Origin of the sequence: Pseudomonas silensiensis (genome assembly GCF_050434865.1) — a bacterium.
Classification (GTDB): Bacteria; Pseudomonadota; Gammaproteobacteria; order Pseudomonadales; family Pseudomonadaceae; genus Aquipseudomonas; species Aquipseudomonas fluorescens_W.
On the sequence record NZ_JBNDJH010000005.1, the window covers coordinates 368,218 to 388,043 of the forward strand.

Below are 19,826 nucleotides of genomic sequence, written 5' to 3' on the forward strand. Positions count from 1 at the left end.
GTATTAAATGAAGCATCGGCGCTGGGCGATACGTTTTACTCAAGCGCAGTGATCGGCGGTTTGACCTTGTGCAGACAGGCTCATTCACAGCGTCTTGCTCATGAACACCCGACTCGTGCCTGGCGGGTCGCAGGGCACTTCGCCAAAGCGCTGCCAGCCGTGCTTTTCATAGAACTGCGGGGCCTGGAAACTGAGGGTATAGAGCACCGCCGAGCGGCAACCGCGACGACGGCCTTCGTCCTCGTACGCGTTGAGCAGTCGAGACCCGAGCCCGGAGCCACGCAGTGACTCGGGCAGGTAGAACAAATCGAGGAACAGCAGACCGAGCGACGTACGGCCGGTAATACCGCCCAACACCTGATGGGTATCCGGATCGCGGACCGTGACCGCAAGCGACTGACGGTCGTTGATGCCAGTCATCTGATCATTGAAGGCACTCAGCCCGGCGCTGAGTACGTGCTCGACTTCAGGTTCGATGACGTCGCTGACGACAATCAGGTGGCGGTCCATGTGTTCGTAGATCCTCTGGGCATCGGGTTGGCGAGGGTAGAACACTCGCAGCCGATGGTCATCGGGGTCAAGCGCAATAAGGGTTTTACGTCAGCCAAACGGTGGTGGCGCATTTGTCGGCGAGGACTATTGTTGCCTGACTGGATCACTCCAACCGATGAGGACATCGTCATGAACACCAGCGATCTGCTCGAACAATTACTAAGGGCCGGCCAAGGCTCAATGTCGCAACAGGGTGGCGGTGGCGCGTCGGCCCAAGGTGGTCTCGGCGGTCTCGGTGGATTGCTCGGCGGCCTGTTGGGCGGTGGTGCCGGGTCAAGCGCCGGGGGCGGTGGCCTGGGTGGTTTGCTCGGTGGTCTGCTGGGCGGTGGCTCAACCATGGGCGGTTCGACCCAGACCCGCTCGGGTGGCGGCGCCAACTACGCGGCGCTGGCTTCGCTCGGAATGATGGCATTCCAGGCCTATCAAGCCTGGCAACGCAGCCAGGCCTCGGCGCCGCAACAGGCACCGCGCACTGTCGACCTGTTGTCCGGCCCTGAAGTCGAGGACCACAGCCATGCGATTCTTCGTGCATTGATTGCGGCGGCGAAGGCCGATGGCCGGATTGATGACGCCGAGAAGCAGATGATCAGCACCGAAATTGGCCGCCACACGGATGACCCAGAGCTCCAGCAATGGCTGGATGACGAAGTCGCGCGACCGCTGGACGCCGCCGATGTGGCGCAGTCGGCCACCGACTCCGGCATGGCGGCGGAGATGTACCTGGCCAGTGTGATGCTGGTGGACGATCAGCAGGACGCCGAACGTAGCTATCTGGATGAACTGGCTGCGGCGCTGAACATCGATCCGGACCTGCAAGTGCATCTGGAGCAGCAGGCCAAAGGTGGCGTGGCTTGATGAAAACGGCCTAAGAAGGCTAATGCCAATTAGTTAAGGAACGACACAATCCGTAGCAGCTGAAATTGCTTAACTGATCGGCATTAGCCTGTGAAGGTCGCTTTTCTATCTGCTCAACGTGATCGACCACTGCAACCGACCATCGGAAAAATCCCCGGTTTTTCCCTGTCGGCTAAAATTTCTCGGGGGATTACTTCAACGCGTCCTTTCCAAGCGGGAGTTTCACGATGAAAATCGTATCTTCGCTGACGTTAGTGGTTGCGGTCGGGTGGATCCTTGGGTGCTCCTCAGTACCTGACCCTCAAGTCATCAACGTTCCCTTGAACGCTACTTCCACAAATGCCGGGAGTATCGCCCAGACGACCATGATGCCCAATGGCAGTGGGACCATGTTCTGGTTTGCCGTCAAGGGCAAAACCATGGGCAGCACATTACCAGGCCGTTTGGAGGCCTACATCTATCCGGGAAGTTGTGCGAGCCTGGGTTCGAAACCAGCCTTTGACCTTAACGACGGCCCTAATGCGAGGTTCTATTCGCCGTCATCGCTCCAGTATTTCTATAAAAGCGCACCTGTAGCCGTCGATACGCTTCGAACGGGTGGCTACGCATTGGTTGTGCGTGAAAATCCGGCTGATGGAAATCAGAATGCTTTCTGCGGGAATCTGAGCTGAAAACAGTCGATCTTGCCCTCGTTTCTACGCGGAGTCTGGAAACGAGGGTGCTGGCCTCTGCCGGGTTTCAGGCTTTTTTCGGCACCAGAAACGTAACGCCGAAGCTCTCGGCGATTGCCAGTATCCGCGGCAAATCCTGCGGCACTTTGAGCTGGTCCACCGCGGCAAAGAACTGACCACCACGCGGATCAGACACCACGCCGATCATCTTCGCCGTCGGGCTGACGTTCTTGTAAGCATGAATAGTCCCACCGGGAATATGCACATACCCGCCGGGGAAAACGGTGGTGGCCTTGCCCGCAACCGTCACTTCCACCTGCCCGTCAATCACGTAGAACGCTTCGTCCCAAGGGTGAAAGTGCGGAGGAGGCCCGCCGCCTTGGACGCCTTCCTGGATATGCATTTCAAAAGGCTTGCTCAGATCGCCGCCCGCGAGAATGGTGATGGCCTCACCCACGACATTGACCGGGTCGGGTTTTTTTTCGGGCTCGATGACATGAACCGTTCGCATGATTGCTCTCCGAAGGGTGAGTCCACACTCGCTGAGTATATTCACTTGGTCTGGCGCCGGGTGCCGCGCCACTTGCCCGTCTGTCCGGGCGATTTTAACGCCGATGGAATTTTCTTCCGGGGGTGTCGCTCTGCTGATGTAGAGACGTGCTGATTCAGCGTCCTGCCACTGGCCTCAGACCGAGAGACGACCCCATGACTGCCCTGACACGACTTGAAGCCCAGCCCGCTCACGAACGCACGATCCTGACCGCCGGCAGCCTGAAAACGATCTACGAACAGTTATTGCTGAGCGACGATATCGAACACCAGCTCGCGCTCGGTAAAACCTTTATCGAGGCTCAACTTGCGCAGGCAACGGACCTGCCCGAGGACATGCCGCGAGACCTGTCGGCACTGCAAACCTTTGTCGAACAGCACTGTGCCGATGTGGCTCGCCAATACGCCGATTACCTGCAACAGCGCAAGGACGGCGGGCCGCGGCAGTTCTTCACCAACAAGGCGCACGCGTTGTATTTCCTGCAAGCCGTTGCCCCGACCAAACTGGTGGACGGCGCGTGGCTGTATGGTCTGCTGCGGCACTGGCATGACCCGCGTTTCGAAGGCCTGATTTGCACCTATCTGGAAGAGCTGGGCGACGGCAACCCGGCGCAAAATCATGTGGTGATTTACCGCAAGCTGCTGGCCGAACATGGCCTGCTGGACAACACGTTCATCCCGGATGAGCGTTACCTGCAAGGCGCGGTGCAATTGGCGCTGGGTTATTGCAGCGACGATTTTTTGCCGGAAGTGATCGGCTACAACCTCGGTTATGAACAACTGCCGCTGCATTTGCTGATCAGCGCCTATGAACTCAGTGAGCTGGGCATTGATCCGTATTACTTCACCCTGCATGTGACCATCGACAATGCCAGCACCGGCCACGCGCAAAAGGCTGTGCAAGCGGTGCTGCAATTGTTGCCGGTGGAAGGTGACCGTGAAGACTTTCTGCGCAGGGTGGCGTTGGGTTATCGGCTCAACGATCTGGGGCAGGGCAGTCGCGCGATCATCGAGTCGTTCGACCTGTACGGCGAGTTGCTGAACATGCTTGAACGCAAGCGCCCGTTTGGTCAGCACATGCATTCCGACTATTGCCGGTTTGAAGGCAAGACCGTCAATCAATGGCTGTCATCGCCGGAGCAGTTGCCTGGCATCCTCACCGCCATGGAAAACAAGGGCTGGATCAAGCGTCACCAGGACCCGCAAGCCAGCCGTTTCTGGCAATTGGTCGAGGGTGACGGCGCGGCCATGTTCGGGGTGTTCAGCCCCTATGAAAAACAACTGCTGCACGACTGGATTGCCGGGGACTGGCGACCTGAGCGAGCGCCGGCAGCGGTTCGACGCGGTAGCAGTGCCGCGACCGAACCACTAGTGCCCGTCAATGACCCGGATATCCAAAGCCTGCACGCTACACTTAAAGGGCTTGCCGCCGACGAGCAAATGCAGGTCTTGATTCCGTGGTTGTCCGCCCATCGGCACGCCCACCCCGCAGGCCTGATGGCCACGCGACGGTTCATCGAACTCAAATCCGGTTTTCGATAGGGAGCCCGTCATGAATCAGGAAGAACAACTCAGCGCCGCCGATCTGGCCTTGTTGCAACTGGGGCGCCGCTTGCAGGCCGACGGTTACCGTTTCATCACACCCTCGCCGCTGACCCATCAGCGGGTCAATGATCGCGTCTTCGGGCAAAACGCCCGGACCCTGCGCGAAGTATTTGGCTGGTCGCGGCCGTTTGAGCCCGGACTGTTGTCGGTGGATGAACAGCGGCAGTTGCAACAGGCCGGCGTCCTCGAGGAATGCAATGGTCGACTGAAAAGTCATGTGCGCTGGTCAAGCCTCGATGACCTGTTGTTCGTGCATTCGGGTTACCCCACTGATGCCGCTGACGCGGTGTTCTTCGGCCCCGACACTTATCGTTTTGCACAACTGATTCACGCGCATCTGCAACAGAGCTTCGCGCCGATCAGGCGCGCCGTGGACATTGGTTGCGGCGCTGGCGTTGGAGCGATTGTGATTGCCCGCGCACGTCGTGAGGCCGAAGTGCTGGCCGTCGACATCAACCCTTTAGCGTTACGCATGACGGCGGTCAACGTCGCGCTCGCCGAGGTGGCCAACGTCAGCATCGAGGCCAGCGATGTGCTGCAAGACGTCGACGGCCACTTCGACTTGATCGTCGCCAATCCGCCCTACATGGCCGACCCGGCCGAGCGTGCTTACCGGCATGGCGGTGGGGCGCTGGGCGCGCAATTGTCGTTGCGCATTGTCGAGCAAGCCCTGCATCGGTTGGCCCCCGGTGGCTCCCTGGTGCTGTATACCGGCGTGGCGATGATCGATGGTCTCGACCCGTTCCTGGATGCGGTGACTCCGTATCTGGAATCGCCGATGTTAGGCTGGACTTACCGCGAACTCGACCCCGATGTGTTTGGTGAAGAACTGTTGACCCCTGGCTATCAGCGGGTGGAACGGATTGCCGTCGTCGCCCTGACTGTCACGCGTATCGGCCCAGGCATCGGGGGCACCGTTACATCAACCGGTGCGCCATGACCAGGAGCCTGGACGATTACAATCGCATGCGCGATTTCTCGGCGACCTCTGAACCGGCCGCCGGTAAACGTTCGGGCAAAAAAAAAGCGAAAGACCATGCCTTGCAGTTCTGCATCCAGAAGCACGACGCTTCGCGTCTGCATTACGACTTTCGCCTGGAGCTCGATGGCGCACTGAAAAGCTGGGCGGTGCCCAAAGGCCCGTCACTCGACCCCAAGGTCAAGCGCCTGGCGGTGCACGTCGAAGACCATCCGATTGATTACGCCACCTTCGAGGGCAGCATTCCCGAAGGGCATTACGGTGCCGGCGACGTGATTGTCTGGGACCGTGGGGTGTGGATTCCTCAGGACGATCCGGCCAAGGCGTACGCCAAGGGCAAGCTCAAGTTCGAGCTGAAAGGCGAGAAGCTCGGCGGCCTGTGGAACCTGGTGCGCACGCACATGCCGGGCAAGCAAGAGCAATGGTTTCTGATCAAGCATCAGGACAGCGCGGCCAAACCCGAAAGCGATTATGACGTGGTCGCCGCCGAGCCCGACAGCGTGCTCAGTGACCGGACCATCGCGGCCAAAAAGCCGAAGACCGCTGCCAAGCCCAAACCCGTCAAAAAAGCCGCCGCCCCGACGCGCAAGGAAAAGTCGGCGTCATTGACGGGCGCCCGCAAAGCCAAATTGCCGGAGCTGCTCAAACCGGAACTGGCGACGCTGGTCGAAAAGGCCCCAGGCGGCGAGTGGAGCTATGAGATCAAGTTCGATGGCTATCGGATCATGGCGCGCATCGACCACGACGAAGTCAAACTGTTCACCCGCAACGGCCACGACTGGACCCACAAACTGCCCAGACAAGCCGAGGCGTTAGCGGCACTGGGTTTCGAATCGGCCTGGCTCGACGGGGAAATGGTGGTTGCCGACGAGCAGGGTGTGCCGGACTTCCAGGCCTTGCAAAACGCCTTCGACTCGGGCCGCAGCGGTAACATCCTTTACTACCTGTTCGACATGCCTTACCTCAACGGCGTGGACCTGCGCGAGGTGCCGGTCGAGGAGCGAAGGGTTGCGCTGTCGACCGTGCTCAACCCCAACAAAGACCCACTGCTGCGCTTCTCCGATGCCTTTAGTGAAGAACCGGAAGCGCTGCTCAACAGCGCCTGCCAAATGCAGATGGAAGGGCTGATCGGCAAGCGTCTGGGTTCGCCTTACGTGTCGCGGCGCAGCAGCGACTGGATCAAGCTCAAGTGCAAGCATCGGCAGGAATTTGTGGTCGTCGGTTTCACTGACCCGAAAGGCTCGCGCAATGCCTTCGGTGCGCTGCTGCTGGGGTTGCATGACCGCGACAGCGGTGAGTTGCGATACGCGGGCAAGGTCGGCACCGGGTTCAACGAGACGACGCTCAAGCGCATCTACGAGCAACTGAAACCGCTGCAAAGCAAAAAGATTTCGGTGGTCAACCCGCCGAGCGGTTTTGACGCCAAGGGTGTGCACTGGCTCAAGCCTACGTTGCTGGCTGAGGTCGCTTTTGCCGAAATGACCAAAGAAGGTTCAGTCCGTCATGCAGTGTTCCATGGCCTGCGTGACGACAAACCTGCCGACGACATTACCGAGGAGCGTCCGAAAGCCGTGAAGACTTCAGCCGCGAAAAAAACCACTGCCGAAAAACCTTCCACCCCGGCCAAAAAGAACGCCGCGCCCGCGCCCTCACAAATCGGCCTGGGCGAGGGCAAGGTCCGCATCACTCACCCGGACCGGGTCATCGACGCCAGCAGCGGCACCACCAAAGTGCAACTGGCGGAGTATTACGCCAGCGTCGCCGAATGGATTTTGCCCGAGCTCAAGGACCGGCCCGTGGCGCTGGTGCGCGCTCCGGACGGCATCAACGGCGAACTGTTTTTCCAGAAGAACGCCGAGCGCCTGGCCATTCCGGGAATCACCACCCTGGACAAGGCACTCACCGGCCAACCGGTGATGATCATCAATAACGCCGAAGCCCTGGTCGGCGCCGTGCAGATGAGCACGGTCGAGTTGCACACCTGGAACGCCACCTCGGACAACCTCGACAAACCCGACCGCTTCGTCCTCGACCTCGACCCGGACCCGGCACTGCCCTGGAAAAGCATGGTCGAGGCGACTCAGCTGACCCTCTCGGTACTCGATGAACTGGGGCTCAAGGCGTTCCTCAAGACCAGCGGCGGCAAAGGGATTCACCTGGTGGTGCCACTGACCCGCAAGCTGGGCTGGGATGAGGTGAAAGACTTCAGCCACGCGATCGTCAGCCACATGGCCAAGTTGCTGCCCGAGCGTTTTTCCGCTGTATCGGGACCGAAGAACCGGGTCGGACGGATCTTCATCGATTACCTGCGCAACGGCCTTGGCGCCACGACCATCTGCGCCTACGCCGTGCGCACCCGTGAAGGGCTGCCGGTGTCGGTGCCGATCTTTCGCGAAGAAGTGGGCGAGCTCAAGGGGGGCAACCAGTGGAACGTGCGCACTGTGCATGAACGCCTGGCTGAGGTCGGTGACGAGCCTTGGAAGGAGCTGAAGAAAACCCGCCAGTCGATCACCGCCGAGATGCGGCGGCGGGTTGGGATGAAAAAATAGCGGTTGGGGTGAACACGCTCGGTGTAGGAGCTGGCGAAGCCTGCGATCTTGGCGACGGTTGTTACACCGACAACATCAAGATCAAAAGATCGCAGCCTGCGGCAGCTCCTACAGGGAGGGGGGATTACTTGATGAACGCCTGCATATCGGTGGTCAGTTTATCGATCGCCGCTTTGAAATCTTTGGCGGTAACCTTCTGGCTCTCGTTCGAAAGCTGGGTGCCGAACACCTTGCGCACCACTTTGGCCACCGTCTGATTGGTTTTCGCGTCGATGAACTCGGCTTCGATGAACAGGGTAGTGTCCTGGTCCCGGTGACCGGTCGCTGCCTGTGTCGCCCCGACCACGGCGGCGACCGGAACCACTTCATACCACTTCATGCCTGCGTTTTCGGCACTCACCCCGGTGATGGCCGCGCGCATGACCAGGAGTTTTGAGCCTTTGGGGGCCGAGCTTGCGTTGGTGACCACGCGGTATTTCTGCCCCAGCGTACTTTTGGCTTTGCTGGTCATGTAGTTCTGAATGTCGCTGAGCGTCTGTTGGTTCACCCGCTCATTGGGCTTGGGCGCCGGGTAGAGCTCCAGTTTGTTGAAAGCCACCGTGTCATACGCATTCGGGTTCCATGACGGGCTCACCCAACGCATCGCTGTTCCGCCGCTGGGGGTGGTCACTTCTTGCAGGTTGTTGTAGTTGGACAGGAAGCCGGAATACTGCTCACGCTCGGTGACTTTCGAGGTGCAACCGCTGAGCAGCAGGCTGGCCAGCGCAGCGCCAATAAACAGTTTTCGGGACAGGTTCATAGTGGTGTGTGCTCCATGGATGAAATCGTTTTATTTCAGTAAAGGGCATCAGAAGCGCCAGGTCATGTTGCCGGTCAAGGCCTGAATCCAGGCATTGTCGAACTCGCCGGAGGTGCGAATACCCGACGTGGATTTGGTCTGGTCCACCGGCATATCGCCTAGCCAGACCATGGCCCAACTGACATTAATGTCCGTGACCTTGTTCAGAGCATAGGTGGCTCCGGCCGCAATGCGCCAGGATTCGCCCATGGGCACGGTAAAAGTTCGGTTTCCGTCCGAAACGGCGCTGCTGTCATACGCCACACCAACGTTCCACAGCAGTTGCGGCGTGGCCTGATATTGCGCGCCGAGCGCCAGTTGCCAGGTGTCTTTGAAATGGGCGTCGACCGTCCTCGATTGAGCGCCAAACGCGGTGGTGTCAACTTGCACCGCGATATCGCCAAACTCTGACCAGTCCTGCCAGTTGACCGAGGCCAGCAGGGCCCATTGCGGGTCGAGTTGCTGGAACAGACTCAGCGTTGCCGTTTGCGGCACGGTCATGTCGAGTTGGGTGTTCAGGCCATCCAGGCGATCCAGAGCGGGGCCGTCGCCCTTGACGTCCAGCCCGTCCTCGAACTCCAGATCGACCTTGCTGGTGTAGGCAAGGCCGATGCGGGTGCCGGGTTGCGGGGCATAGATCACACCCACATTCGCGCCGAAACCCCAATCGTTGTCCTTGTATTTGAATTGGCCGTCGCTGCGCTCGGTGAAGCCGAACGGCGAGCGGTCAATCGCGGTGTCGGATTGCAACATGCCGTACATGGCTTTCACGCCAACGCCCACCGACCATTGCTCGTTAAAGCGATAAGCCACGCTGGGTACAAAAGATAAACCGCCGAGGCTGGCGTTTTGTGCGAAGTAGCGCCCGGACCAGTCGTTGTCGTAATTCTCTGCCAACCCGAAGTCAGCGTACTGGCCGAAGCCAATGCTCCAGTGGTCGTCGAATTGATGGCTGACGAAGAAGCTGCCACCGGGAATCGGGTCGAGGGCGTTGCCACTGCCAGTACCGGTGCCATTGGTGTTTGAGTCGCGATTGAAGGTCAGGTCGCCGTAGAGAATCTGTAAACCACCGGTGATCTGTGTGCCGGGCAGATAACTCATGCCCGCCGGGTTACTGGCGATGGTCGAAGGGCCCTGAGCCCGGGCGGCGGCACCGGCGTTGGCCAGGCCGGCGTTATCAGTGCCGATTTCGTAGAGCATGATGCCGCCGGCATACGCTTGCTGACAGCACAACGCAAGCAAGGTGAAGGCGGGCAGGGTGGATGTTTTTATCTGCATTGGGTTACCTCAGCAAATGTCCTTCCCGAACGCGGGTGGCCAGCGTTGGCCACCCGTCGACTCGACTGTTTACTTGGCCATTTCCGCCCGAGCAGCTGCGATCTTGGCTTTGACGGAATCGAGGTTGAAGCTCGCGCCTTTTTGCATTGGCGGGAACTCAATCGCGGTTTCGGCCAGTTTGGCGACCTGTTGCTGAACGAACACGAAGCGCCAGAACTGGAATTTGAACCAGTCAAAGTACTGTTGGGATCCCTGCGCGGCCTGGTTTTCCGGCCAGCCCATACGCTCGAAGGGGTCGAGACGAAGGTTGGTCAGGATCGGTACATCGACCGCCAATTTGGCGCCCATCCAGCCACCTGGTTGTTCAATGAAACGGTATTTGTAGTCATCGATCCGTACCGCACCGAGCGAACTCTCGCCAAAGTAGAAGATTTCATGCCGGTTCGACGGACCTTTGCCGGTGATCATCGGCGTCTGGTCGTAGCCGTCCAGATGCACCTTGTACGTGGTATCGCCCAATTGTTTGCCCTTGAGCAGTTCGGCAGTGATGTTCGGATTGCCGGCTGCCGCGACCAGGGTCGGGAACCAGTCCATACCGGACATGATGCCGTTTGCCACCGTATTGACCGGTACTTTGCCCGGCCAGCGAATGATCGCCGGTACGCGGAAACCGCCTTCCATCACTGTGCCCTTGCCCATGGCAAACGGGGTGGTGCCGCCATCCGGCCAGGTGAAGTTTTCCGCGCCGTTGTCGGTGGTGAAAATCACGATGGTGTTGTCATCCATGCCGTCTTTTTTCAGCTTGGCCATCAGGTCGCCGACGATATCGTCGAGCTGTGCCATGCCTGCTTCCTGTTCTGACCAGCCATTTTGCGCATTGCGCATGGCCTCATATTTGTCGGAGAGGTGCGTGACGATGTGCATGCGGGTGGGGTTGAGCCAGAGGAAGAATGGTCTATTGTCCTGCTTGGCCTTGTCCACAAAGGCGAATGCCTTGTCACGAATCTCTTCGTCGATGGTTTTCATCCGTTCGGGATACAGCGTGCCGGCGTCTTCGATTTTCTGTTTGCCGACCTTGCCCCAGCGCGGCATCACGGTCGTATCGTCAGTCGTGGTGGCCCAGCTGTGAACCATGTTCCGCGGGCCGACGGTGGGCAGAAGATCTTGCGGATAATTGGGGTGTGCCGGGTCTTCCATGGCGTCGAGGTGGTAGAGGTAACCGAAGAACTCGTCGAAACCATGCACGGTCGGCAGGAATTCGTTCAAGTCGCCCAGGTGGTTCTTGCCGAACTGGCCGGTGGCGTAGCCCATGGACTTGAGGGTGGTGGCGATGGTGACCGCTTCGGCGGGAATACCAACGGGGGAGCCGGCCTGCCCGACAGTGGTCATCCCGGTACGGATCGGCAGTTCACCGGTAATGAAGTTGGCCCGCCCGGCAGTGCAACTGGCCTCGGCGTAGTAGTCGGTGAAACGCATGCCTTCAGCCGCGAGCTGGTCGAGGTTGGGTGTTCGACCGGCCATCATGCCCTGGTTGTAGACACCGATATTGGACCAGCCAATATCGTCACCCATGATGACAACAATGTTGGGGACTGTTTTGTCGGCCGCTTGAGTGATGCCGGGGAGAACCATTGCAGATAGAAACAAGGGGACGGCGAGCACCGAGGATAGCTTTGTCCGGTTCATATCGAGCTCCTTCGCACTTGCGTTGGTACTCTGAGACGAGCCCCCGACCGCCCAGGAAATTTTGGATCCCCCGCGAAGAGCGTAGGCAAGAATTGTGAAATTTCCAGTCATTGATTTTTCGGGCGAAGGCCTTGTTTCACGGGCTTTACAGCTTGTCGTGGTTTCGGATGATTACTGACATCTCAAGAAGACGAAGTCCTCGATCCGCGCCTGGATCGATCATAGGGAATGTGTTGCTCGAATCGGGGGGAGGGCATGAGGCGGCGAGCCCGGCTCGCCGCCCCAACGACTATTGCTTGCCGACAGCGGCCGCCAGCAGCGGCGCTATCTGTTCATCGGTCAGTGCCGCCTGGACCTCCATGGTCATGAGGTCGCTCCATTCCAGCACCCACTTCTGAATGGCTACCGGATCACTGGCCTCTGCCACGCCAAAACCGGATGCACCACCGACGGCGTGCCAGCGTCCCAGCATTTTGACGCCAGCGGGTGGAGCCCCCCCAGTCTTGAGGAAACGCTCGATTGCGCTGTTACGATTTGCCGAACTGATAGACCAACTGACTATGAATAACATTGGCCACCTCCTGCTACGGATTGGCACCTGTTGCTCTTCGCGCACCTGGCTGGTGCCGGGACCACGATCACGCTTGAGTGTCCAGCTTCATCCCTGACTGGCTTGAAACCATTGCTCCCATGAGAAGGCATAGCAGCGGGCCAGACTCTGCGTATGACCGCTGATCCTGTTTCGTTGCTTTTGTACAGGGGCGTTGATGACGTGTGTTTCACCAGCAAGACAAGGTTCATCAGGCTGATTTCACGCGTCGCGCAACAGGTCGTTGGCATTGAGCAGTTCGTAGGCAATCTCCGGGCGCTTCTCCAGTGCGCGGCGAATCGCGGCCGGGATCGATTGACGGGTTTTGCGGCATAGCCCCGGTTGTTCGCCGAGGTTAATCCCGATACCGCGCATGGTACGTACTTCGTTGAAACTGGGGACGATGTCCACGCGGATGCCCAACTGCTCGTACATCCGCTGTTGCAGACGTTCGAGGTCACTCAGGCTCTGGAGGTTTTCCAGGCGTTCGACCAGGCGCTTTTCCTCTGAGCGGGTCAGAAACAGGATGCGCACGTCCGCCCCCGGTGTTTCCAGCAACGGGTCACGCCCGCAGTCGCAGGCGCCGGGCGGGCAGGGTTGGCGAATCGGAAGCGTGGTGGTCATGGGGTTCAATCATAGAGTGCTCCAATCAGATTTGCCCATAGGGTTTCTTGCCCTTCTGGCGAACGGGTCACGCCGGGTCTAGGCTTGAGAGTCTTTTAGAGGAGACGCAGCATGGAGCGATTCGCGGGTGGTTGCTTGTGCGGCAACGTCCGAATTGAGGCATCGGGACTCCCGTATCGGGTCGGCCTTTGTCACTGCCTCGACTGCCGCAAGCATCATGGGGCGCTTTTTCATGCTTCGGCGATATTCCCTCAGAGTGCGGTGACGATCGAAGGCGAAACACGCGACTACGCCGGGCGGTTTTTCTGTCCCCGCTGCGGCTCGTCCGTTTTTTCGCGCACCGACGACGAAATCGAAGTGAACCTGGGGTCCCTGGATGCCTCTGACCAACTGATGCCGACCTACGAAAGCTGGATCGTGCGTCGCGAGGCCTGGTTGCCGCCGTTTCCGCTCACGAGACGATACGAGCGCGACCGTGACACCACGGGTCGCTTTGAGGAGTAGGTGCCAATTGTTGAACCTGATCTGGAGCGCTGCATGAAAGTGGGCGTGATTTCCGATACCCATGGTTTGCTCCGCGCCGAAGCCCTTGCTGCACTGCAGGGGTGTGAACGGATTATTCACGCGGGCGACATCGGCAAGCCCGAAATCCTCGATCAACTGGCATCAATAGCCCCGCTGCACGTGGTCCGCGGGAACAATGATCTGGACGCCCCTTGGGCAGAAAATATCGCCGACAGCCTCTGTTTCGAGCTGAACGGATGGCAGGTCTTGCTGGTACATGACAGTGCCAATGTCCCTGCCGTGCTTGATCCAGGCATTAAGCTGGTGATCACCGGCCACTCGCACAAGCCCCGCATAGAATGGCGCGGCGAACGGCTCTACCTCAATCCCGGCAGCGCGGGACGCCGACGCTTCAAGCTGCCGGTGACGCTGGCTCTGCTCGAGGTGCTTGAGACCTCAATTGAGCCGCGTCTGATCTCGCTAGTGGAATGACCTTTCCCAGGGTTTTAGTTTTTTCTGAGTTTTCCAGCCGCTATATACTCGGCAGCCCCTTTACCCCCTCAAACAAGAGATCCCCATGGCAAACCACGACATCACCTTTCTCCCCGACCCCGATCCGGAATCCATCTCCTCGGATGTCGCCGGTTTTGGCGGCCTGTTGGTCTCCACTCAGATCCCCACCCGCGCCGACGGCAGCCTGGAATTGGGCGACATCACCCTGCAAAGCGAATGCACCCTGCAGGCACTCAAGGTTGCGTTGGAGCACGCCGGCAGTTCCATGGACCGGGTTCTGCATCTGACCATCTACCTCACCGACATGGCCGACCGCGCCGCCTTCAACGAGGTCTACCAGCGCTTCTTCGCCAAGCCCTGGCCGGTTCGGGCCGCCGTTGGTGTGGCCTCCCTGGCGGTTGAAGGCATGCGCGTGGAAGTCACCGCGATGGCGGCCAAGGGCTGAGTCCGTGGGCTTGACCGGCGGCGTCGCTCAACGAGCGGGCGCCACCGGGCGGGTTGGCAACGACGGCGTCAAGGATGGCTTTTATTGGCCGTCTACCAGGCGAGGCAGCCCCAAGGGATTAACCTCGCGCAATGACTCAGGCAATAGCGCATCAGGAAAACCCTGGTAAGACACCGGGCGCAAAAAGCGTTCAATCGACGTCATGCCAACCGAGGTGAAGCGGCTGTCCGAGGTTGCCGGAAACGGTCCGCCGTGGATGGTGGCGAAAGACACCTCCTGAGGATGCGCGAAGGCGTTGACAACGATTCGCCCGGTGCGCCGCTCCAGGACCGGCAACAAACGATGAGCCAGTGGCATATCGCGCTCATCAAGCTGCATGGCAGCGCTGAGCTGGCCCTTGAGCGAGCGTGCGACGGCGAGCAGTTCATCCTCATCCTTGACGTTCACCAGCAGTGCTGAAGGACCGAATACTTCTTTCGCAAGTGCCGTCTCGGTCAGGAAATGTTGGCCGTCGACCTCATGCAACATCGACTGACCATCAAAATCAGCGTTGGATAGCGAGCCTTCGGCGACGCGATTTGCACCAACGCTCTCCATTGCGGCGAGGCCACTCAAGTAGGACGCATGAATACCCGGCGTCAGCATGGTACGCGCCGATGCTTCGGTGACGCGCTCGACCATGGCGGCGCGCATGGCTTCAAAACCAGCCCCTTTGATGGCGAAGAGGAGGGCGGGTCTGAGGCAGGCTTGCCCCACATTGACCAGCATGCGCTCGATAAAACCATCACCGATTTGCGCTCCACGCGCCGCCAGCGCATGGGGCAGGATGAACGTGGGGTTGACGCTGGTCATCTCGGTGAACACGGGAATGGGATCGGGGCGTTGCTGCGCACGCCGGTACAGCGCCATGCCGCCACCCTCCGAGCCGGTGAACGTCACGGCCTTGATCAACGGATGATCGACCAAGGCTTCGCCGATCGCGTTGCCACTGCCACGCACCATCGAGAAAACACCCTCAGGCAGTCCGTTCTCTTGCACCGCCTTGCGGATGGCACGCGCCTGGATTTCCGATGCGCCTGGGTGAGCGTTATGCGCCTTCACAATAACGGTCGCGCCGGCCGCCAATGCTGAAGCGGTATCGCCACCGGCGACCGAATACGAAATGGGAAAGTTGCTCGCGCCGAAAACAGCCACCGGGCCGATCGCCATTTTCTGAAGACGATGATCCATGCGTGGGCGGGGCTGACGATGAGGCTGTGCCGGATCGATGGCCAACTGGAGGAAGCGCCCTTTGCGCACGACATCCGCGAATTGGCGAAACTGGGTGGCGGCTTTTGCCGCTTCGCCCTCAAGTTGAGCCTCAGGCAAACCCGTTTCGAGCGCGGCCCGTGCGGCAAGCTCATGGCGGACAGCGTCGAGATTGTCGGCAATGCTTTCGAGGAATGCCGCGCGCATGGCGAGTGAGGTATGGCTGTAACGGTCGAATGCTTCGTCGGCGAGCGTCGCCGCCTGGTCGACTTGCGCCACGCCACCGAATGCGAAATCCGGTTCGATCAACTGGTTGATTGCGGGGTTGAGCGCCTTCATCGTCCCTTCAGTGGCCGGGACTTCGTTTGCACCAATGATGAGGTTTCCAGTCAATTTCATAGTGTTACCCCTGCTGTGCCAGGGACGCGATCAGCTCGTCCGTCGCCACAATGGCGTGGGCGAACGTGGGACCGTTGAGTTCATGCGCGGCATGCATCATTTCCGGTTTGAAGGCAGCGGTCGCATCACGCACCAGTGTGACGTGGTAACCGAGTTCCACGGCGTAGCGCGCTGTTGCCTCGATGCAGGTATTGGCCAGCAGGCCAACGATGATCACGTGCGTGATGCCTTTCTGCTTGAGGCGAAAATCAAGGTCGGTATTGGCAAAGCCGCTCGAGCCCCAATGTTCCTGAACGACGATGTCGCCGTCCTTTGGCGCGAAATCGGGGTGCCATTCGCCGCCCCATTCCCCGCGTGCGAAGTGATGCATGTGCATGACCTTGCATTGGGTGGGGCTTGGATGATCCCAGCCTTCGTAGTCGCCTTGCTCCCAACGGCGGTGCGGAACGATGACCACCGGAATATCGAGTGCACGGACGGCACTGTCGAGGGCGCGCAGGTTGTCGAGCAGGCCGACTTGCTCGGCAATCGGCTCGATCAAGGGGTAGACCTTTCCGCCTTCCGACAGGAAATCATTGTAAGGATCGACCAGCAGATACGCGGTTCTGTTGAGGGGATAAATGGCTTTGGACATGGCGATTTTCTCCAGGGATTTTGGATGACTCGTGCCGTGGGCTTGTCTTGTTACGCTGTTGATATGATAATCATAGCAACTGTAGAAGAGGCAAGTCCTTATGTCGGTAAACACTCAAACGCTGTGCCCGATTTCACGGGCCGAGGCAATAGTGGGAGATCGCTGGACCGTACTGGTCCTGCGTGAGTTGTTCATGGGGAGCCATCGATTCGACGAGATCCAGGCGCAGACCGGAGGAACCCCGCAAATGATCGCGGCGCGCCTGAAAAACATGGAGGCTGATGGACTCGTCGCACGCCGTCCTTACAACGAGCGGCCGCCACGCTACGAATATCACCTCACCCCGAAAGGGCAGGCCTTTTATTCTGTGGTGCTTGCGCTGCGGGCCTGGGGAGAAACCTGGTGCAAGTCGCCGGAGGAGGGGTTGGCAGTCGTTTACACCCACAAAACCTGTGGCCAGCCTGCCGGACTAGGGCCGCTTTGCGAACATTGCGGCGAACTCTTGCGCCGTGAAGAGCTGATCAGCGAGCCGAGCGCCGCCTACCTCGAAGAACGCAACGCACGGCGTGAGGCTTTCAAAGGGGGGCGAAACCAGCAGTAAGGAGGGAATCCACAGTGTTCGTTGCTCCCTGAACTTGTTGGTCCGCATGGTAGGACGAGCGCACCAGAGGGCCGGATGCAACGTTCTTGAAGCCCATCCGCGTACCTTCCTCAGCGAACCAGGCGAACACGTCCGGGTGGACGAAACGCTGGACCGGCAAGTGGCTGCGAGACGGTTGCAGGTACTGGCCGAGGGTGAGCATGTCGACATCGTGCTCACGCATGCGCTGCATGACTTCGATGACTTCCTCGTCGGTCTCGCCAAGGCCCAGCATCAGGCCGGATTTGGTGGGTACATGCGGGACCCTTAGCTTGAACTTCTGCAGCAAATCCAGTGACCACTCGAAATCCGAACCCGGTCGCGCGGCTTTGTACAGGCGCGGGACGGTCTCCAGATTATGGTTGAACACATCGGGTGGCTCAGTGGCGGTGATCGCCAGGGCAACGTCCATCCGGCCACGGTAATCCGGCACCAGGGTTTCCAGTTGCACGCCCGGCGACAGCTTGCGGATTTCGCGCAGGCAATCGACGAAATGCTGGGCGCCGCCGTCGCGCAAGTCGTCGCGGTCCACCGAGGTGATCACCACGTACTTCAGGCGCAGGTCGGCAATGGCCACGGCGAGGTTCATCGGCTCGTCGGCGTCCAGCGGTTTCGGCCGACCGTGGCCGACATCGCAGAACGGGCAACGGCGGGTGCAGATGTCACCCATGATCATGAAGGTCGCCGTGCCACCGGAAAAACACTCGCCGAGGTTCGGGCAGGAGGCTTCCTCACAGACGCTGTGCAGCTTGTGTTTGCGCAGCAGCTGTTTGATCCGGTCGACCTCGGGGGAGATCGGAATGCGTACGCGAATCCAGTCAGGTTTGCGTGGGAACTCATCGGTCGGGATGATCTTCACCGGAATTCGCGCGACCTTTTCTGCACCGCGCAGTTTGACCCCGACTTGCATTTTTACCGGCACTTTGCCGGTCGATTCCACAACAGTGCTCATGTACTTTTTCCTTTTGCGCGAGCGGGAGGGCGGCCGGTACTTTGTAGCAGCTGGCGAAGCCTGCGTTCGGCTGCGAAGCAGTCGTGAAATCAGACGATGCGGTGTTTCAGAAAAACCTCGCACTCAGGTTTTACGACTGCTGCGCAGCCGAACGCAGGCTTCGCCAGCTGCTACAGATTACGTTGTGAGCCAGACCCTCCCGCTGCGGATCAGTCGCGGTAGACAGGGAAATCAGAGCACATCGCGGCGGCTTGCCGGGCGACGTGGGCCTCGACATCGGCATCGCCGAGGTGATCGAGAATGTCGCAGATCCAGCCCGCCAGCTCGATGCTCTGGGCTTCCTTGAAACCACGGCTGGTGATCGCCGGCGTGCCGATGCGCAGGCCGGAGGTCACGAACGGCGATTGCGGGTCGTTCGGTACGGCGTTCTTGTTCACGGTGATACCGGCACGACCGAGGGCGGCGTCGGCGTCTTTGCCGGTCAGGCCCTGACGAATCAGGCTGACCAGGAACAGGTGGTTGTCGGTACCGCCCGACACGACGTCGTAGCCTCGATCAATGAAGACTTTCTCCATCGCCTGGGCGTTGCGGATCACTTGCGCTTGATAGGTCTTGAAGGCGGGCTCCAGCGCTTCTTTGAAGCACACAGCCTTGGCGGCGATCACGTGCATCAACGGGCCGCCCTGGCCGCCGGGGAACACCGCGGCGTTGAGTTTTTTCTCCAACTCTGGATTGGCCTTGGCCAGGATCAGGCCGCCGCGCGGACCGCGCAGAGTCTTGTGGGTTGTGGTGGTGACGACATCGGCAAAGGGAATCGGGTTCGGGTACAGACCGGTCGCTACCAGCCCGGCAACGTGGGCCATATCGACAAACAGGTAAGCGCCAACCTTGTCGGCAATCGCCCGGAAGCGTGGGAAGTCCAGGGTCTTGGAGTAAGCGGAGAAGCCGGCGATGATCATTTTCGGTTAGTGTTCGACGGCCAGGCGTTCGACTTCGTCGTAATCGATCAGCCCGGTCGAGGTGTCGATGCCGTACTGGACGGCGTTATACAACTTGCCGGAAAAACTCACTTTGGCGCCGTGGGTCAGGTGACCGCCGTGGGCCAGGCTCATGCCCAGCACGGTGTCGCCGGCCTGCAGCAATGCCAGATAGACCGCAGCGTTGGCCTGGCTGCCGGAGTGCGGCTGGACGTTGGCGTAATCGGCGCCGAACAGCTGTTTGGCGCGGTCGATGGCCAATTGCTCGACCACATCGACGTGTTCGCAGCCGCCGTAATAGCGCTTGCCCGGATAGCCTTCGGCGTACTTGTTGGTCAGGCCGCTGCCTTGCGCTTCCATCACCCGTTGGCTGGTGTAGTTTTCCGAAGCGATCAGCTCGATGTGGTGTTCTTGCCGTGCGTCTTCGGCGTTCATCGCTGCCAGCAGTTCGTCGTCGTAGCCTTTGATCTGGTCGTGCTTGCTGAACATGGTGGAGTCCTCTGTTGTTCTTGAATGGGTAAATGCGTACCTGTAGGAGCGAGGCTTGCCCGCGAAGCTTTTTAGCAGCCCCGAGGGCCTCTTCGCGGGCAAGCCTCGCTCCTACAGGGGGATGTGTTAGTGCTTAGGCGTCTTGGTAGTCCGCAATCGACGGGCAGGCGCAGATCAGGTTGCGGTCGCCAAACACGTTGTCGACGCGACCGACCGGTGGCCAGTACTTGCCTTCGATCAGCGACGCAAC

At 59.7% G+C, this 19,826-nt stretch carries 20 protein-coding genes and 1 pseudogene; 9 read left to right on the top strand and 12 right to left on the bottom strand.

What is annotated here, in order from left to right; translation table 11 throughout:
- Positions 1–84: 84 nt before the first annotated feature.
- The gene (locus QF010_RS10270) at positions 85–510 is read right to left on the bottom strand and encodes a GNAT family N-acetyltransferase (RefSeq protein ID WP_033058741.1); all 426 of its coding nucleotides are present in this window, start codon (positions 508–510) and stop codon (positions 85–87) included.
- A gap of 171 nt (positions 511–681) precedes the next feature.
- Between QF010_RS10270 and QF010_RS10275 the strand changes: the two genes are divergently transcribed.
- On the top strand, positions 682–1,407 hold the full coding sequence (locus QF010_RS10275) for a tellurite resistance TerB family protein (RefSeq protein ID WP_429510358.1): 726 nt from the start codon (positions 682–684) through the stop codon (positions 1,405–1,407).
- A gap of 227 nt (positions 1,408–1,634) precedes the next feature.
- Positions 1,635–2,078: a hypothetical protein gene (locus QF010_RS10280; RefSeq protein WP_429533060.1), complete on the top strand. Its 444-nt coding sequence runs from the start codon at positions 1,635–1,637 to the stop codon at positions 2,076–2,078.
- A 67-nt stretch (positions 2,079–2,145) separates the two neighbouring features.
- On the opposite strand, the gene QF010_RS10285 is transcribed toward QF010_RS10280, so the two are convergent.
- Entirely contained in the window at positions 2,146–2,589 is a 444-nt protein-coding gene (locus QF010_RS10285) for a cupin domain-containing protein (protein WP_429533061.1), read from the bottom strand.
- Positions 2,590–2,783: 194 nt separating this feature from the next.
- Here QF010_RS10285 and QF010_RS10290 point away from each other — a divergent pair, with 194 nt between their 5' ends.
- From QF010_RS10290 to ligD, 3 genes are read left to right on the top strand one after another with little or no spacing between them, the layout of a single operon-like run.
- Positions 2,784–4,169 (top strand): iron-containing redox enzyme family protein, encoded by a 1,386-nt coding sequence (locus tag QF010_RS10290; protein ID WP_429533062.1) that lies wholly within the window; start codon positions 2,784–2,786, stop codon positions 4,167–4,169.
- A gap of 10 nt (positions 4,170–4,179) precedes the next feature.
- Entirely contained in the window at positions 4,180–5,172 is a 993-nt protein-coding gene (locus tag QF010_RS10295; RefSeq protein WP_033058750.1) for a methyltransferase, read from the top strand.
- Positions 5,169–7,760, top strand: a complete 2,592-nt coding sequence (gene ligD / locus QF010_RS10300; RefSeq protein WP_429533063.1) for a DNA ligase D — start codon at positions 5,169–5,171, stop codon at positions 7,758–7,760. Before QF010_RS10295 ends, ligD begins: the two co-directional genes overlap by 4 nt.
- 124 nt (positions 7,761–7,884) lie before the next feature.
- Here ligD and QF010_RS10305 read toward each other — a convergent pair whose 3' ends face one another.
- The 5 genes from QF010_RS10305 to QF010_RS10325 form a co-directional block, all read right to left on the bottom strand.
- Complete coding sequence (locus QF010_RS10305) at positions 7,885–8,559, bottom strand: DUF3313 domain-containing protein (RefSeq protein ID WP_429533064.1); 675 nt, start codon at positions 8,557–8,559, stop codon at positions 7,885–7,887.
- Between the two features lie 48 nt (positions 8,560–8,607).
- A complete protein-coding gene (locus QF010_RS10310) occupies positions 8,608–9,876 on the bottom strand; it encodes an OmpP1/FadL family transporter (RefSeq protein ID WP_429533065.1) in 1,269 nt (422 codons plus the stop codon).
- Positions 9,877–9,945: 69 nt separating this feature from the next.
- Positions 9,946–11,562, bottom strand: coding sequence for an arylsulfatase (locus QF010_RS10315; RefSeq protein WP_429533066.1), 1,617 nt, complete (start codon positions 11,560–11,562; stop codon positions 9,946–9,948).
- A gap of 289 nt (positions 11,563–11,851) precedes the next feature.
- Entirely contained in the window at positions 11,852–12,133 is a 282-nt protein-coding gene (locus QF010_RS10320; RefSeq protein ID WP_033058760.1) for a DUF3303 domain-containing protein, read from the bottom strand.
- 240 nt (positions 12,134–12,373) lie between these two features.
- Complete coding sequence (locus tag QF010_RS10325; RefSeq protein ID WP_033058762.1) at positions 12,374–12,775, bottom strand: hypothetical protein; 402 nt, start codon at positions 12,773–12,775, stop codon at positions 12,374–12,376.
- A gap of 111 nt (positions 12,776–12,886) precedes the next feature.
- On the opposite strand from QF010_RS10325, the gene QF010_RS10330 reads away from it, so the two are divergent.
- The 3 genes from QF010_RS10330 (at position 12,887) to QF010_RS10340 (ending at position 14,237) form a co-directional block, all read left to right on the top strand.
- Complete coding sequence (locus tag QF010_RS10330) at positions 12,887–13,279, top strand: GFA family protein (RefSeq protein WP_429533067.1); 393 nt, start codon at positions 12,887–12,889, stop codon at positions 13,277–13,279.
- Between the two features lie 33 nt (positions 13,280–13,312).
- Positions 13,313–13,771, top strand: a complete 459-nt coding sequence (locus tag QF010_RS10335) for a metallophosphoesterase family protein (protein ID WP_429533068.1) — start codon at positions 13,313–13,315, stop codon at positions 13,769–13,771.
- An 85-nt stretch (positions 13,772–13,856) separates the two neighbouring features.
- On the top strand, positions 13,857–14,237 hold the full coding sequence (locus QF010_RS10340; RefSeq protein ID WP_033058768.1) for a RidA family protein: 381 nt from the start codon (positions 13,857–13,859) through the stop codon (positions 14,235–14,237).
- An 81-nt stretch (positions 14,238–14,318) separates the two neighbouring features.
- On the opposite strand, the gene QF010_RS10345 is transcribed toward QF010_RS10340, so the two are convergent.
- On the bottom strand, positions 14,319–15,884 hold the full coding sequence (locus QF010_RS10345) for an aldehyde dehydrogenase (NADP(+)) (RefSeq protein WP_429533069.1): 1,566 nt from the start codon (positions 15,882–15,884) through the stop codon (positions 14,319–14,321).
- Between the two features lie 4 nt (positions 15,885–15,888).
- Positions 15,889–16,518 (bottom strand): cysteine hydrolase family protein, encoded by a 630-nt coding sequence (locus tag QF010_RS10350; protein WP_429533070.1) that lies wholly within the window; start codon positions 16,516–16,518, stop codon positions 15,889–15,891.
- A gap of 100 nt (positions 16,519–16,618) precedes the next feature.
- On the opposite strand from QF010_RS10350, the gene QF010_RS10355 reads away from it, so the two are divergent.
- A complete protein-coding gene (locus QF010_RS10355) occupies positions 16,619–17,119 on the top strand; it encodes a winged helix-turn-helix transcriptional regulator (protein WP_429533071.1) in 501 nt (166 codons plus the stop codon).
- Here QF010_RS10355 and lipA read toward each other — a convergent pair.
- The 3 genes and pseudogenes from lipA to QF010_RS10370 all read right to left on the bottom strand — a co-directional run.
- Complete coding sequence (lipA, locus tag QF010_RS10360; RefSeq protein ID WP_429533072.1) at positions 17,094–18,110, bottom strand: lipoyl synthase; 1,017 nt, start codon at positions 18,108–18,110, stop codon at positions 17,094–17,096. The genes QF010_RS10355 and lipA overlap by 26 nt on opposite strands.
- A gap of 209 nt (positions 18,111–18,319) precedes the next feature.
- Positions 18,320–19,576 (bottom strand): annotated as a pseudogene (gene glyA, locus QF010_RS10365) (serine hydroxymethyltransferase).
- A 133-nt stretch (positions 19,577–19,709) separates the two neighbouring features.
- Positions 19,710–19,826, bottom strand: a 117-nt coding sequence (locus tag QF010_RS10370) for a hypothetical protein (protein ID WP_429533075.1), incomplete at its 5' end; no start/stop codon positions are given.